The sequence below is a fragment of the Mesorhizobium sp. RCAM 06353 genome (assembly GCF_059683585.1).
Window position 1 is genome coordinate 2046099 of sequence record NZ_CM185031.1, and the last position, 12971, is coordinate 2059069.

Sequence of the window (12971 nt, forward strand, 5' to 3'; positions counted from 1 at the left end):
ATAGTTTGTATGAGAAGGTTCAACTCCACGGCCAAGCTGTTGGCCATGACGGCCTTGATGGTCCTCCATCAAGGGCTGGCAATGGCGCAGATGCCGGCACAGCAGCCGGATGCCAAGTCGTTCAAACTCGGCAAGTTCGACATTGTCGCCCTGCACGACGCCCAGTTCGTCAAACCCAACGATGGCAAGACCTTCGGCATCGACCACAGCCCTGCTGAAGTCGGCGACGTGCTCAAGGCAGCGGGGGCACCCACCGATGCGATCACGCTGAGCGTCGACGCCTTGCTGGTAAAATCGAAGAACAGCGTCATCCTGATCGACACCGGTGCGGGCGGCGCGCTGCAGGACAGTCTGGCCAAGGCGGGCATCAAAGCCGGGGAAGTCAATGAGATCCTGATCACCCATTCTCATCCCGACCATATCGGTGGACTGGTCAAGGACGGCAAATTGGCCTTCCCCAATGCCACGATACGCATGTCGGACGTAGAGTGGAATTTCGCCAAGTCCAACAAGGACGTGGCCGACATCGTCAAGGTCATCGCCGACCGTGTCAAACCGTTCAAGGCCGGCGCTCAGGTCGCGCCCGGCGTCACCTCGGTATCACTCAAGGGCCACACACCGGGCCATGTCGGCTATCAGATCAAATCGGGGAAGGCCCGGCTGTTCGATATCGGCGATACCGTACACAGCTCGATCCTGTCACTCGCCAGGCCGGGCTGGGCCGTGGCCTTCGACGGAGATAAGCCGGAAGCGGAGCAGAACAGGGCCAGGACGCTGGCTGCGCTGGCCAAGGACCAGGAGTTGATCTTTGCGCCGCACTTCCCGTTCCCCGGTGTCGGTTATATTCAGAAGGATGGCGATCACTTCAAGTGGGCGCCGAGCGACAAGCCTCAGTAAGAGTTTCTATCCTTTGCGCGTGCGGCCTCCGGGCCTCAGCGAGCCAATCGCCTGACAGGCCAAGGCGCGTCTCTTACGCGCCAGCGGTCAGCGTCGGATGACCGTCGCTGCCGCTCGGCCGCCACCAAGGTCAATAGTGGATAGAACCCATTGTCCCGCCGCCACAGGCGATCGCGTCGCCGTTGATGGCAACGCTCCGAGGTGAGGCCAGGAAAGCAACAACGTCGGCGACCTCGGACATATCGACGATGCGGCCGATCGTGACATTGGCGCCCAGACGCCGTTCGATTTCCTCCGGCGCCACACCGCCCGACGCGGCGCGGGCTGCGACAAGGGGAGCGGTCTTCTCGGTGCGAGTGAGACCGGGATGGACCACCGTCACATTGATCCCCTTCGGCCCCAATTCGTCGGCCAGGTTCTTGGTCAGGGCCGCGACCGCGACATTGCGGATCGAGCCGATGATCGAGCCTGTCTGACGCGCGGCGAGACCGCTTATGTTGATAATGCGCCCCCAGCCGGCGGCCGCCATATGAGGCGCCGCCTCGCGCGCTGTGCGAAGATAGCCCATCACCTTGACGTCCACGTCATCCCAGAACAGATCGTCGGTGATCTCGGCCAGCTTTGGCGGCGGTGCCCGGCCGCCCGGCTTTGCCGCGGCATTGACCAGGATGTCGAGGCCGCCGAGCGCTGCGACCGTTCCCGCCATCAGCGCCCGCACGGAGCCATCGTCCTGCGTGTCGACGGTCAGTCCGACGATCTTGCGCCCCGTCTCGGCCGCCAGTTCGCGCACAGCGACGTCCAGATCGGCCGCCTTGCGGGCCGCGATGACGACATCCACGCCTTCAAGCGCCAGTTGCCGGGCGATGGCGCGGCCGATTCCCTTGCTGCCGCCCGTGACCAGTGCGCGTTTGCCGTTCAGGTGCAGATCCATGGCTTGTTTCCTCAGACGATAGGGGCACGCGGTGGTGTCTATTGCGCAGTCTTGGATCGACGGATGCCCGGTATTGGTTTCGGGCGTCAGATCGCCAGAAGCTTGCCAATAGCGTCGACGATCACCTCGTCCTGCGGCTCGATGTCAGAGCCGTAGCGGCCGACGACGGTCCCCTTCCGATCGACCAGAAACTTCTCGAAGTTCCAACTGACTTCGTCTGACGCGCGCGAAGCGCCGCCTGCGGCCTGCCGACTGAGCAGCGTGCTCCCCGGTTTGAAGACAGCTTTTGGCTGCGCCTCGATCAACGCCTGATAGAGCGGGTGTTTCTGAGGACCCTTCACAGCGATCTTGGCGAGCACCGGGAATTCTACACCGTAGGTCAGCCTGCAGAAGTCCTGGATCTCAGCGTCCGTGCCCGGTTCCTGGCCGGCGAAATCATTGGCCGGAAAGCCAAGCACCACAAGACCTTGGCCGCGATGCGACCGGTAGAGCGCCTCCAACCCGTCATATTGCCTGGTGAAGCCGCATTTGGAGGCGACATTGACGATCAGCACGACTTTGTCGGCATATTCCGCAAGGCTCGTGGTCAAACCGTCGGCGCGGCTCAATGGGATGTCGTAGATCGGGGCTGTCATAGGCAAAATTCCCTGCATGCAATATCGCTGTCGTACATTGGTGCCTTCGTCGTTCCCGTCAAGGAAAGCAATTCTCCAGAATGAGATTGCCGGGCATTTTGAGAGACAGCCCTATGTTCGCTGCCGTGACGGGTCGAGCTGCATGATCAATCGATGTTTCAGGTGTCGTTCGCAAACGGCGTCTTTGGTAGCCCGTAAACCAGCGGTGAGATCATCTTGATCCCATCTGGATAGCCACAGCGCTGGCTTTTTACGGCGAGAGCCTTCGGGAAGACCATGAGGGCTGTGATGGTCGCCCGCGCAGCTCGATCGACGACGAGCTTTCCGGCAGCCATGACGCGGGGTCGACCAGGCGACCCAAACGCCGCATTGACCCAGCCGGGGATCGGCAGCCTTCTCAGGATCGACTCTAGAGTTGTTCGCCGTTTCACGGCAACGGCGAGGCTCTATTTCTTTGTTTTGACGTAATTCCGGACGGAGAATCGGTTCACACCTTTCCTGCAATTGCTTTAGCGTTCAACGACTGATCGAGGAGACGACAGATGCATCGGCGTGGTTTTCTGGCGACAGGTCTTGCGACGGTTCTTGTGAGCGAGCGTGCCGTTGCCCAGATGAAGATGGGCGACATGCCGGGCATGGATATGGGCGATCACGCAGGCCAAGGCGCGGCCGTTTTGCCCGAAGGCGAGGCGTTGCGCGAATTGCCCCTGCTGGCGAACGAAGCCAGTGCGCGCGGCCGGTTCAAGGCGACGCTGACCGCCGGGTCCGCCACGGTGCGTTTTGCCGAAGGACTGGACACGCCGATCCTCGGTTACAACGGCACCAGCCCCGGACCGCTGATCGAGGCGGTCGAGGGCGACCGCGTCGAGATCACCTTCGCCAACCGGATTGCCGACGAGGCAAGCACCATCCACTGGCACGGCATGCCGGTGCCAGCCGACCAGGACGGCAATCCGATGGACCCGGTCGCGACCGGCACCGATCGCATCTACAGTTTCGACCTGCCGGAAGGCAGCGCCGGCTCTTACTGGTATCACCCGCATCCGCACGGCAAGACGGCCGAGCAGGTCTATCGCGGCCTTGCCGGCGCGTTCGTGGTCAAGCCGAAGGACGATCCGATCCCGGCGGCCTATGGCGACACCGTGCTGGTGTTCACCGACCTGCGCCTTGCGGCCGATGGCAGCTTGCCGGACAACACGATGACGGACCTGATGAACGGGCGCGTCGGCGACCATGTGCTGGTCAACGGACAGAAGAATCCGACACTGACCGTCCCCCGTGGCACAAAGCGGCGCTTTCGGTTCTATAACGCGACCAACGCGCGCTTTTTGCGGCTCTCCTTTGGCGCTGCGGCGATGACGATCATCGGAACGGACGGCGGTCTGCTGGAGGCTCCAGTCGCAGCCGGAGATATCCTGCTCAGCCCGGCGGAACGGCTTGAACTGGTCGTCTCTTTCGACAAACCCGGCGCGGCGACGCTTACCACGCTCGACTATGACCGCGGCTGGATGGGTCCAGGGCGGCCTGCCGATGCCGGGCTGGCGCTGCTGACGGTCAATGTCTCGCAGATTGAGGCGGATCCCGTTGCGCCACTGCCCGACAGGCTGCGACCGATCGCGCAGCTCGGCGCTCCTGCCGTCAGCCGGCGCTTCGTCTTCACCGAAACCATGACCATGAACGCCAGCGGCATGGAGATGGGGTTCCTGATCAACGGTGCGGCATTCGATATGAACCGCATCGACGTCATCGCCAAGGCAGGCGAGGTCGAGCTCTGGGAAATCGTCAACGAGGCGGACATGGATCATCCATTCCATGTGCATGGGACGCAGTTCCAGGTGATCGAGCACGAACGTGGCGGCAACATATCAAAGCCGGCCTATCGCGCCTGGAAAGACACCGTCAACGTCGCGCGCGGGGAGACAGTGCGGCTACTGTTGCGGCAGGACCGGCCGGGGCCGAGGATGTATCACTGCCACATCCTCGAGCATGAGCAGCTCGGCATGATGGGCATTGTCGACGTGCAGGCATAGTCCGGCGTGGTGGTGCTCTATGGCACACTGTTCATCAGCGCGTTCCTCGCCGCAACCGTCCTGCCGGTCTCGTCGGAGATGGTGCTCGCCGGCCTTGTCGTCTCGGGCCGTGGTGATCCCGGGCTGCTCCTTGCCGTTGCCACGATCGGCAATACGCTCGGCTCCGTGGTGAACTGGATTCTGGGGCGTGGCATCGACACGCTGCGGAACAGGCGCTGGTTTCCCGTCACTCCCGATCGCTATGAGCAGGCATGCCGAACGTTCCGGCGCTTTGGCGAATGGACACTGTTGTTTGCCTGGCTGCCGGTTGTCGGAGATGCTCTCACGCTCGCGGCGGGCGCCGCACGCATGAACCTCGGCGTGTTCGTCGCTCTTGTCGCAATAGGCAAGGCCGCACGCTATGCGGTGATCATTGCGGGAGGGTTGTGGGCGACTGCGTGATCAGCCGCTCAACATTTATTCCCGAGATGGCCTGTTCGACCGACCGAACCCCATGCTTTGCATGACACCATCACGCAACAGCACGAAATGCGCCAAGGCAGCCAGGACGTGAACACCGGCAAGCCCAAGCAGTATCCAGACCAGCTTCTGATGCACGAACGCGAAGCCCCTTGCCGACAGCGCGCCGACCGATGGCGCCAACGGCACGGGCAGGCTTCCGAAAAGCCGTGCGGGAGGCATAAAGGGCATTGGCCGGTAGCCCAGCCATCCCGTTATCAGGACGGCGAGGATCGTGACGTAGAGAACCATGTGAAAGAAAGCCGTCGCAAACCGCAGGAATCGTGAGGTTGGCCTGACGGGAGCCCGGGTGAAGATGCGCAAGCAAAGCCTGAGGACGATGATGGCCAGGATCGTCACGCCGATCGACATGTGAAGCGGCAGCCAGTTCATCATCGCCATCCCCGGCCCCCGCATCGGCCCGAAGGCAATGACGATCTGCGCCACGAGCGCGATCACCGTCAGCCAATGCAGCAGACGAATGCCGAAATGCCAATGCAGGCGAGGTTTCGCGCTCGCCTCCGCTGCCCGGTGGTTATCAAGGGTGCGCATGGTCAGGCGAGCCAGTTTTCTATCGACGGTCCCAGGACGTGCAGATCGGCATCGCTCAGTTCGTGGCCCGCAGGCACTGTCAGCGCGGACACTGTCGCGTGACGCTCGCTCAGGACCGACGCAAGACCGGGGAGAAGCGATGCATAGGGATCATCGCGGCCCTCGATCATCACTATCCGGCAGCCCGACAGATCTGCGTCCGGCCGGGCCTCGAGGACCAGTGAGGGGCGAAGCAGGATGGTGCGCTGGGCCAGGGGCGGATGCAGCAGCATGGCCGCCACAAGGAGGTTGGCGCCGTTGGAATATCCGAGGAACGCCAGTCTGTTCGTGTCCAGCCGATAGCCGCCGATCGCACCATCCACGAAGGCGGCAAAGGCGGCTGCCTCGGCCCTTATGTCGGCTTGATCGAACGCGGTAGCCGAAAACCGGCGGAACCAGCGCAAGGTGCCTTCTTCGACGCTGCGCCCACGCACACCCAGCAAGGTAGCGCGCGGCGCCAGGCTTGCGGCGAACGGCATCAGGTCGGCCTCATTACCGCCGGTCCCATGCAACAGAACAAGCGTCGTGCCGTCCGGGTCGGCCGGCACATGGAACCGGTGCACGAAGGGCAAGTCGAGATAGCGGATGCGATCCTCTCCAGGCAACGAAAACTGCGGCAACCGCGTGCGAATGGCCTCCGCCCGCTCGGCGTCGGAAGGCGGAACGAAGAGCACCGAACCGAGGGTTTCGATGGGTTCATCGACCGTCATTCCGGGTCCGTCCGTTGCGAGTTCGAACAAGGTCTCTCCCGGCTCACGGACATAGAGCGATACGAAATATTTGCGGTCGTGAACATTGGTAACGCTGGAGTTGCGGCTCGCAAGTCGGCGCTCCACCGTCTCCAGCGCAGCGACGTCCGGCGTGCGGAAGGCGATATGGTCGACGACGCCGGTTCCCGGCGCACCCGGCCAGAAACCGACAGCGTCACGGACATCGACGACGTCCCCGCTGTCCGAGACGAGGCGCTGCACGGTCCCGGCGTGCTTGAGCGGGCGATAGCCGAAATAATCCTGCAGGAATGCCGACGTCTGCTCGGCGACCGCAGAGAAAATCGTCGCGCCGCGGATGCACTGGATCGCGTTGGCCGGCTCGATTCCCTGGCTGACGGCCGGTGACGCATGCGCGGGCAGGGCGCTTCCAACGATCTTGATCGCTACGCCGTCCGGATCGGTCAGGCGCAGCACGGGCTCGCCGAATTCCTGCGTTGGTGCGCTCGCATGCAGTCCGAATTGCAACGACCGCATGATCCAGAAGCCGATGGCGCCGGGCTGAACGGTCAGCGCGACTTCCGCTACCTGACCGAGGCCAATCCGGCCGGGTGATCCGTCCTCCCACACGAGGAAAGTGATCAGGGATCCCGGCGAACCAATGCTGTCGCCATAACACAGATGCAGTTGCTCGGCGTCTTCGAAGCCACCGGTCCGCTTGACCAGGCGCAGTCCGAGAAAGCCGACATAGAAATCGACATTGGCCTGGACCTTGCGTGTAACCAGCGTGATGTGGTGGATGCCCGATGTCATGCGGCCGATGCCTTCCTCAACTGTTCCTTGCCATCATCGGCGCGTGCTGGTCACCCGAGCTGAACGAATGCTTTGTGGCAACGCCGCCGCCGAATTGCTGGGCACGGCCGCCTTCGGTGATAACTAAAGCGCGCAAAGGCTCCGCGCCCAGTCTAGTCGACCCACTGGCCGAGTCAGAGCTGCGGCTAACCCTCGGACAAATCACCCGAATTTCGAGCCAGCCGCTGCGACTCATATTTGCAGTGACTGAGTGGTGATCCCGACAGGAATCGAACCTGTGACCTACAGATTAGGAATCTGCCGCTCTATCCTACTGAGCTACGGGACCACGCGGCCCTTCACATAGCCGCTTCGGGCCGTTTCGCCAAGAGGCCGGCCGAACGCAAATCGGCCAGCCTGTTGCGTTGGAGTTATCAGGCGGCGAGCGCAGTTTCCGCCAGTTTCACCCAGTAGCTCATGCCATGCGGGATGGCCTCGTCGTTGAAGTCATAGTTCGGGTTGTGAAGGCCGGCGGTGTCGCCATTGCCGATGAAGATGAAGGCGCCGGGCCGAGCTTCCAGCATGTAGGAGAAATCCTCGCCGCCCATCACCGGCTGGATGCCGCGGTGGACATGGGCGTCGCCGGCGACGTTTGCCGCGACGTCGCTGGCAAACACCGTCTCTTCGGCGTGATTGAAGGTCACGGGGTAATTTGCCTGATAGTCGACCTCGATCTTGGCGCCGAAAGCGGTCGCCAGGCCGTCGCAGATGGTGCGGATGCGCTCTTCCGACTTCTTGGCGATCTCCTTGCGCAAGGTGCGCACGGTGCCGGCGATCTCGGCCGATTCCGGAATGATGTTGTAGGCGTCGCCGGCATGGAACTTGGTTACCGACACCACCACGGCCTCGACCGGATCGGTGCTGCGCGAGGCGATCGTCTGCAGCGCGCCGACCAGCTGGCTGGTGATGACGATCGGATCGATCGTGCCGTGCGGCATCGCGGCATGGCCGCCCCGGCCCTTCACGGTGATGGTGAATTCGGCCGTCGCCGCCATGATCGGGCCCGGGCGGATGGCGAACTGGCCGACAGGCAGGCCCGGCATGTTGTGCATGCCGAACACTTTTGCGATGTCGAAGCGCTCCATCATGCCGTCCTTGACCATTTCGTTGCCGCCGCCGCCGCCTTCCTCCGCCGGCTGGAAGATCACCGCCACGGAACCGGCGAAATTGCGCGTCTCGGCGAGGTATTTCGCAGCACCCAGCAGCATCGCCGTGTGGCCGTCATGGCCGCAGGCGTGCATCTTGCCGGGAACGGTCGATGCGTAGGACTTGCCGGTGATTTCGTTGAGCGGCAGCGCATCCATGTCGGCGCGCAGGCCAATGGTGGCGCCTTCGCCCTGGCGGCCGCGGATGATGCCGACGACACCGGTCTTGCCAAGGCCGGTGACGACGTCGTCGCAACCGAACTCCTTCAGCTTTTCGGTGACGAAAGCCGCCGTCTTGAAGACGTCGAAGTTCAGTTCCGGTGTCTGGTGCAGATGCTGGCGCCAGCCAGCGACTTCGTCCTGCATTTCAGCGGCGCGGTTCAGGATTGGCATGATGGTTCCATTTCGTCGTTGGAGCAGCCGGCTTCAGCCTGGTGTTCTGCAATTGTGCCGGGGTTTTACAATTGTGCCCGGGGTTTTGGAATTATGATTGTCAGGCACTTTGCCATCTTGGCGTCACATAGGGTAAATAGCACCGCACCGATGCGGTCCGTTTTTGAGGGTCGGACCCATTATGCTGGCGGTCACGTAACGAAATCTTACGGAGCCAGGGGCAATCAGGGCAAGAGGCGATTTCGGATTCGATCATGCGGCACAGGCATTTCCTCAAACTATTCTCGGCTGGCGCAATCATGCTGTCGGCCCTGGCTGGGTCGGCGCTGGCCAATCCGGTGGTTGTTTTCGACCTGAAGAACGGCCAGATCCTGCAGCATCAGGATGCCTTCAAGCGCTGGTACCCGGCCTCGCTCAGCAAGCTGATGACCGCCTATGTGACCTTCCGGGCGATCGCGGCCGGCGAAGTCCAGCTCGATTCGCCGATCAAGGTGACGAAACACTCCGCCGGCGAGCCGCCGAGCAAGATGGGTTTCAAGCCCGGCTCGGTGATGCGGCTCGACAATGCGTTGAAGATGATGCTGGTCAAATCGGCCAATGACATCGCCATGGCGGTCGGCGAGAATGTCGGCGGCTCGCAGGCCGCCTTCGCCGAAAGGATGAACGCCGAGGCGACCCGGCTCGGCATGAACGGTACCCATTTCGTCAACCCGAATGGCCTCTACTCGCCCGACCAGTACACGACGGCGCGCGACCTTTCGGTGCTGGTGATGGCGATCCGCCGCGAGTTCCCGCAATATGCGCCCTGGTTCTCGATCGAGGGTCTTGCCGTCGGCAAGAAGGCCATTCCCAATTACAATCTCCTGATCGGCCGCTATCCCGGCGCCGATGGTATGAAGACGGGCTTCGTCTGCCCTTCCGGGTTCAACATGATCGGTTCGGCGACGCGCAACGGCCGCACACTGGTCGCGGTCGTGCTCGGCGAGAAGTCGGCGGTCAGCCGTGCCGAGGCCGCGGCGAAACTGCTCGACCAGGGGTTTGACACGCCCGCCGCCGGCTCGGCCACCGTCACCACCTTGGCGCCCTATGGCGACACGGTCTCGCCCAACGACATGCATGACGAGGTCTGCAAGAAGAAGACGCCGGAGGAGCAATCCGAGGCGCCGCCGGCCACTGCGGCCAAGGACGTGCCGAAATCGCCCTATCAGGAGAAGCTCGACCATGTGCCGACGCTGGTTGCCGTCGGCCTCGGCGGCGCCACCGGTCCGGCGCCGAAGGCGATGCTCGACCAGGGCGGTCAGGACTATGCCGACGTGCCGATCCCGAGTTGGCGGCCCGACAAGCCGGCACCGGAAGGCACCGGGCCGAAAGTCGTGGGCACCGCCGCTCAGGGCGACCAGCCGGCCAAGGTCGCGAACTAACCCGATGAGTGGGTTCCCTATCCCCGTCTCCGTGCTGACCGGCTTCCTCGGCGCCGGCAAGACGACATTGCTCAACCGGCTCCTGAAAGACCCGGCGCTGGCCGACACGGCGGTCATTATCAACGAGTTCGGCGAGGTGGCGATCGACCATCTGCTGGTCGAGCAGGCTTCCGATGGCATCATTCAGCTTTCGGATGGTTGCCTGTGCTGCACGGTGCGCGGCGAACTGGTAGACACGCTGGCCGACCTGGTCGACCGGTTGCAGACCGGCCGTATCGACAGGCTTGCCCGCGTCATCGTCGAGACCACGGGGCTTGCCGACCCGGCGCCGGTGCTGCAGTCGATCATGGCGCATCCGGTACTTGTCCAGGCTTTCCGGCTCGACGGCGTCATCACGCTGGTCGACGCGGTCAATGGCAATGCCACGCTCGATGCGCATGTCGAGGCGGTCAAGCAGGTCGCCGTCGCCGACCGCATCGTGCTGAGCAAGGCCGACCTGGTTACCGATGCCGGCGACCTCGAAACGCTGCGGGCGCGCCTGCGGCAGATCAATCCGGGTGCCGAACTGCTCGATGCTGGCAACTCAAAAACAGGCGTAGCGGCGCTGTTTGACTGCGGCCTCTACAATCCCGCCACCAAATCAGCCGACGTGCGCCGCTGGCTCGGCGAGGAGGCGGCGCCCGATCACGACCATCACCATCATCATGACGATCATGACCACGGGCATGGCCACGATCACGGTCATGATCATGGCCACCGGCACGATCAGCGCGTGCGCTCCTATTCGCTGGTCCATGATGGTCCGGTGCCGTTTTCAGGCATAGAAATGTTCCTCGACCTGTTGCGTTCGACGCATGGCGAGAAGCTGCTGCGCATGAAGGGCGTTATTGAATTGCAGGAAGATCGGTCACGTCCGCTGGTCATCCACGGCGTGCAGAAGATCCTGCATCCGCCGGCGAGGCTGCCGGCCTGGCCGGACGGTCAACGCGGCACGCGGCTGGTGCTGATCACACTCGACATGCCGGAAGACTATGTGCGCCGGCTGTTTGCGGCCTTCACCAACCGGCCGTCGATCGACACGCCCGACCGCGCGGCGCTGGAAAATAATCCGCTGGCAATTGCCGGAAGATAGCGGTTCAGATCGAAATTCAGACAGTCTCGCCGCGTTCGACCAAAAAGCGATGACCACCGGAAACGGCTGACGTTTCGACCAGATGATGGCCGCTGTCAGCACAGAATGCCGGAATGTCGATGACCGCCAGGGGGTCGGTGGTTTCGAGCCACAGCCGGCTGCCCGCCTGCATACCCGCCAGGCGTTTTTTCGCCTTGAGCACGGGAAGCGGGCAGTTCAGGCCCTTGAGGTCATAGATAGCGGTATCCGCAGCCAAGACTGGGCTCAGCCGCCGAACATGCCGAGCAGCTTGTTCTTCAGCTTTGTCACCCGGCTCTCATCGGCGCTTGCAGCTTGCGTTTCGGCTGCCGGCGCGGCCTCGGTCGGGGCGGCGATGGTGGCGGTGGCGACCGGGGCTTCCTTGGCAGCCTTGGCCGCTTCCTTTTCGGCCAGCGCCTGAGCCTTTGCGGCTTCCTTGGCTTGCTTGGCGGCCTCTATGGCGGCAAGTCTCTGCTCCTCGGCCTTCTGCTTGGCGGCTTTTTCGGCGTCGAGTGCAGCCATCTTGCGGCCGGCCGGCAAATCGATGCGGCCCATGCGCGCCGTCTCGGTCACCGTGCCATTGGAGTTGAGCGAAGGCGGATCGATCGGCACGCGCTCGCCGCGCGCCCGGCGCTTCGACCAGTCCGAAACGATGCTGGCTTCCTTGACACCGGCAATGGTCGGCTTGGGTGGCGGCACGCTGGCCTTGAGCGCACCGTTGTACGCCGCGTCGTAGGTGCTCTGATAGGCGTTGTAGGCGCTCTTCAGCGAATCCGGCTGTGTGGTCGCCGGGCACGCTCCGGTCGGATCGAATGTCTGGCCGTCGGCGGCCACCTGGTTGAAGACGTAGCGCTTCTCGCAGACGTCCACCTTTGGCGGCACCTTGGTGATCTCGAAATTGTCGTAGCCGACCTTCAGCATCTTCCAGAATTCATAATTCGGGTCGTTGCGATAGCGCGCCATGTTGGCGGCGGTCATGCGGAACGGAAAGGCCTCGACCTGGAATTCGGTCTGCCCGCCCTGGAAGGCGTCGCGGCCAAAGGCATAGATCTGCTCGATCTGCGCGTCGGTCATCGAATAGCAGCCCGACGACGAACAGGCACCGTGGACCATCAAATTCTGACCCGTGCGGCCATTGGCACGGTCATAGGCGTTGGGAAAGCCGATGTTGAAGGACAGATGGTAGTTCGAGCGCGGATTCATCTGCGCCGGACGGACCGTGTAGAACCCTTCGGGCGCCTGGCGGTCGCCTTCGGTGTATTTCGGTCCGAGCTTGCCCGACCATTTGCAGATGTCGTAGCTCGCCACCATGTCGTAGCGGCCGTTGGTCTTGGCCTTCCAGATCTCGAGCTTGCCCTCTTCCTTGAAGATGCGCGCCATCACCGACGAGGTGCGGATCATGCCCTTGGCCTTCATGTCGGCCAGGATCTTGTCCGGCAGCGGCTTGTTGGCTTCCGGGGCAAAGTCCTTCATCGACGAATCATTGCAGCCGGCAATGGCTATCGAGGTGATGAGGACTCCGGTACGGGCGAGCTTGGCAAACATGGATACGGCTATGTCTTTTCCCTCGGGCCAATGGCTTCGAAACGGCCGAGCCCGCATGCTGAACACTGACGGACCGTAAGCCCGTTAACCTTGAAAATTCCTTACCGCAAGCCTCGGCCAGCCCTTCACGACACTTTCATTGACCCGAATGTGGCGGCATTTTTGTGGCGAAATTG

The 12971-nt window shown here is 62.8% G+C and carries 13 protein-coding genes and 1 tRNA gene; 5 read left to right on the forward strand and 9 right to left on the reverse strand.

The window, feature by feature from the left end:
• Positions 1-9 precede the first annotated feature (9 nt).
• Positions 10-897 carry an MBL fold metallo-hydrolase gene (locus AC56QX_RS09650; protein ID WP_497115531.1) on the forward strand — a complete coding sequence of 296 codons (888 nt, stop codon included), beginning with the start codon at positions 10-12 and terminating at the stop codon, positions 895-897.
• A gap of 130 nt (positions 898-1027) precedes the next feature.
• Here the strand turns inward: AC56QX_RS09650 and AC56QX_RS09655 are convergent, their stop codons facing one another.
• The 3 genes from AC56QX_RS09655 to AC56QX_RS09665 all read right to left on the reverse strand — a co-directional run bounded on the left by AC56QX_RS09655 (position 1028) and on the right by AC56QX_RS09665 (position 2798).
• A complete protein-coding gene (locus AC56QX_RS09655; protein ID WP_497115533.1) occupies positions 1028-1828 on the reverse strand; it encodes an SDR family NAD(P)-dependent oxidoreductase in 801 nt (266 codons plus the stop codon).
• An 86-nt stretch (positions 1829-1914) separates the two neighbouring features.
• Entirely contained in the window at positions 1915-2463 is a 549-nt protein-coding gene (locus tag AC56QX_RS09660; RefSeq protein ID WP_497115534.1) for a glutathione peroxidase, read from the reverse strand.
• A gap of 158 nt (positions 2464-2621) precedes the next feature.
• Positions 2622-2798 (reverse strand): hypothetical protein, encoded by a 177-nt coding sequence (locus tag AC56QX_RS09665; protein ID WP_497115536.1) that lies wholly within the window; start codon positions 2796-2798, stop codon positions 2622-2624.
• Positions 2799-3005: 207 nt separating this feature from the next.
• On the opposite strand from AC56QX_RS09665, the gene AC56QX_RS09670 reads away from it, so the two are divergent.
• Positions 3006-4493, forward strand: a complete 1488-nt coding sequence (locus AC56QX_RS09670; RefSeq protein ID WP_497115538.1) for a multicopper oxidase family protein — start codon at positions 3006-3008, stop codon at positions 4491-4493.
• 6 nt (positions 4494-4499) lie between these two features.
• Entirely contained in the window at positions 4500-4934 is a 435-nt protein-coding gene (locus tag AC56QX_RS09675; protein ID WP_497115539.1) for a YqaA family protein, read from the forward strand.
• A gap of 15 nt (positions 4935-4949) precedes the next feature.
• Here the strand turns inward: AC56QX_RS09675 and AC56QX_RS09680 are convergent, their stop codons facing one another.
• From AC56QX_RS09680 to AC56QX_RS09695, 4 genes are all read right to left on the reverse strand, one after another.
• Positions 4950-5543, reverse strand: a complete 594-nt coding sequence (locus AC56QX_RS09680) for a cytochrome b (RefSeq protein ID WP_497115540.1) — start codon at positions 5541-5543, stop codon at positions 4950-4952.
• Between the two features lie 2 nt (positions 5544-5545).
• The gene (locus AC56QX_RS09685) at positions 5546-7102 is read right to left on the reverse strand and encodes a VOC family protein (protein ID WP_497115541.1); all 1557 of its coding nucleotides are present in this window, start codon (positions 7100-7102) and stop codon (positions 5546-5548) included.
• Between the two features lie 251 nt (positions 7103-7353).
• Positions 7354-7430: transfer RNA gene (locus AC56QX_RS09690), tRNA-Arg, on the reverse strand.
• A gap of 85 nt (positions 7431-7515) precedes the next feature.
• Positions 7516-8679: a M20 aminoacylase family protein gene (locus AC56QX_RS09695; RefSeq protein WP_497115543.1), complete on the reverse strand. Its 1164-nt coding sequence runs from the start codon at positions 8677-8679 to the stop codon at positions 7516-7518.
• 254 nt (positions 8680-8933) lie between these two features.
• Here AC56QX_RS09695 and AC56QX_RS09700 point away from each other — a divergent pair, with 254 nt between their 5' ends.
• Both AC56QX_RS09700 and AC56QX_RS09705 read left to right on the forward strand, forming a co-directional pair.
• Complete coding sequence (locus AC56QX_RS09700) at positions 8934-10100, forward strand: serine hydrolase (RefSeq protein ID WP_497115544.1); 1167 nt, start codon at positions 8934-8936, stop codon at positions 10098-10100.
• A 4-nt stretch (positions 10101-10104) separates the two neighbouring features.
• A complete protein-coding gene (locus AC56QX_RS09705; protein ID WP_497115545.1) occupies positions 10105-11232 on the forward strand; it encodes a CobW family GTP-binding protein in 1128 nt (375 codons plus the stop codon).
• A gap of 16 nt (positions 11233-11248) precedes the next feature.
• Here AC56QX_RS09705 and AC56QX_RS09710 read toward each other — a convergent pair whose 3' ends face one another.
• Both AC56QX_RS09710 and AC56QX_RS09715 read right to left on the reverse strand, forming a co-directional pair.
• Complete coding sequence (locus AC56QX_RS09710; RefSeq protein WP_497115546.1) at positions 11249-11488, reverse strand: sulfurtransferase TusA family protein; 240 nt, start codon at positions 11486-11488, stop codon at positions 11249-11251.
• An 8-nt stretch (positions 11489-11496) separates the two neighbouring features.
• Positions 11497-12795, reverse strand: a complete 1299-nt coding sequence (locus AC56QX_RS09715) for a L,D-transpeptidase family protein (RefSeq protein ID WP_497115547.1) — start codon at positions 12793-12795, stop codon at positions 11497-11499.
• Positions 12796-12971: the final 176 nt, after the last annotated feature.

Excerpts from the sequence above, each read along its gene's own strand:
- AC56QX_RS09650 (WP_497115531.1), top strand. The coding sequence starts at position 10 with ATGAGAAGGTTCAACTCCACGGCCAAGCTGTTGGCCATGACGGCCTTG.
- AC56QX_RS09655 (WP_497115533.1), bottom strand. The coding sequence starts at position 1,828 with ATGGATCTGCACCTGAACGGCAAACGCGCACTGGTCACGGGCGGCAGC.
- AC56QX_RS09660 (WP_497115534.1), bottom strand. The coding sequence starts at position 2,463 with ATGACAGCCCCGATCTACGACATCCCATTGAGCCGCGCCGACGGTTTG.
- AC56QX_RS09665 (WP_497115536.1), bottom strand. The coding sequence starts at position 2,798 with ATGGCTGCCGGAAAGCTCGTCGTCGATCGAGCTGCGCGGGCGACCATC.
- AC56QX_RS09670 (WP_497115538.1), top strand. The coding sequence starts at position 3,006 with ATGCATCGGCGTGGTTTTCTGGCGACAGGTCTTGCGACGGTTCTTGTG.
- AC56QX_RS09680 (WP_497115540.1), bottom strand. The coding sequence starts at position 5,543 with ATGCGCACCCTTGATAACCACCGGGCAGCGGAGGCGAGCGCGAAACCT.
- AC56QX_RS09685 (WP_497115541.1), bottom strand. The coding sequence starts at position 7,102 with ATGACATCGGGCATCCACCACATCACGCTGGTTACACGCAAGGTCCAG.
- AC56QX_RS09695 (WP_497115543.1), bottom strand. The coding sequence starts at position 8,679 with ATGCCAATCCTGAACCGCGCCGCTGAAATGCAGGACGAAGTCGCTGGC.
- AC56QX_RS09700 (WP_497115544.1), top strand. The coding sequence starts at position 8,934 with ATGCGGCACAGGCATTTCCTCAAACTATTCTCGGCTGGCGCAATCATG.
- AC56QX_RS09705 (WP_497115545.1), top strand. The coding sequence starts at position 10,105 with ATGAGTGGGTTCCCTATCCCCGTCTCCGTGCTGACCGGCTTCCTCGGC.
- AC56QX_RS09715 (WP_497115547.1), bottom strand. The coding sequence starts at position 12,795 with ATGTTTGCCAAGCTCGCCCGTACCGGAGTCCTCATCACCTCGATAGCC.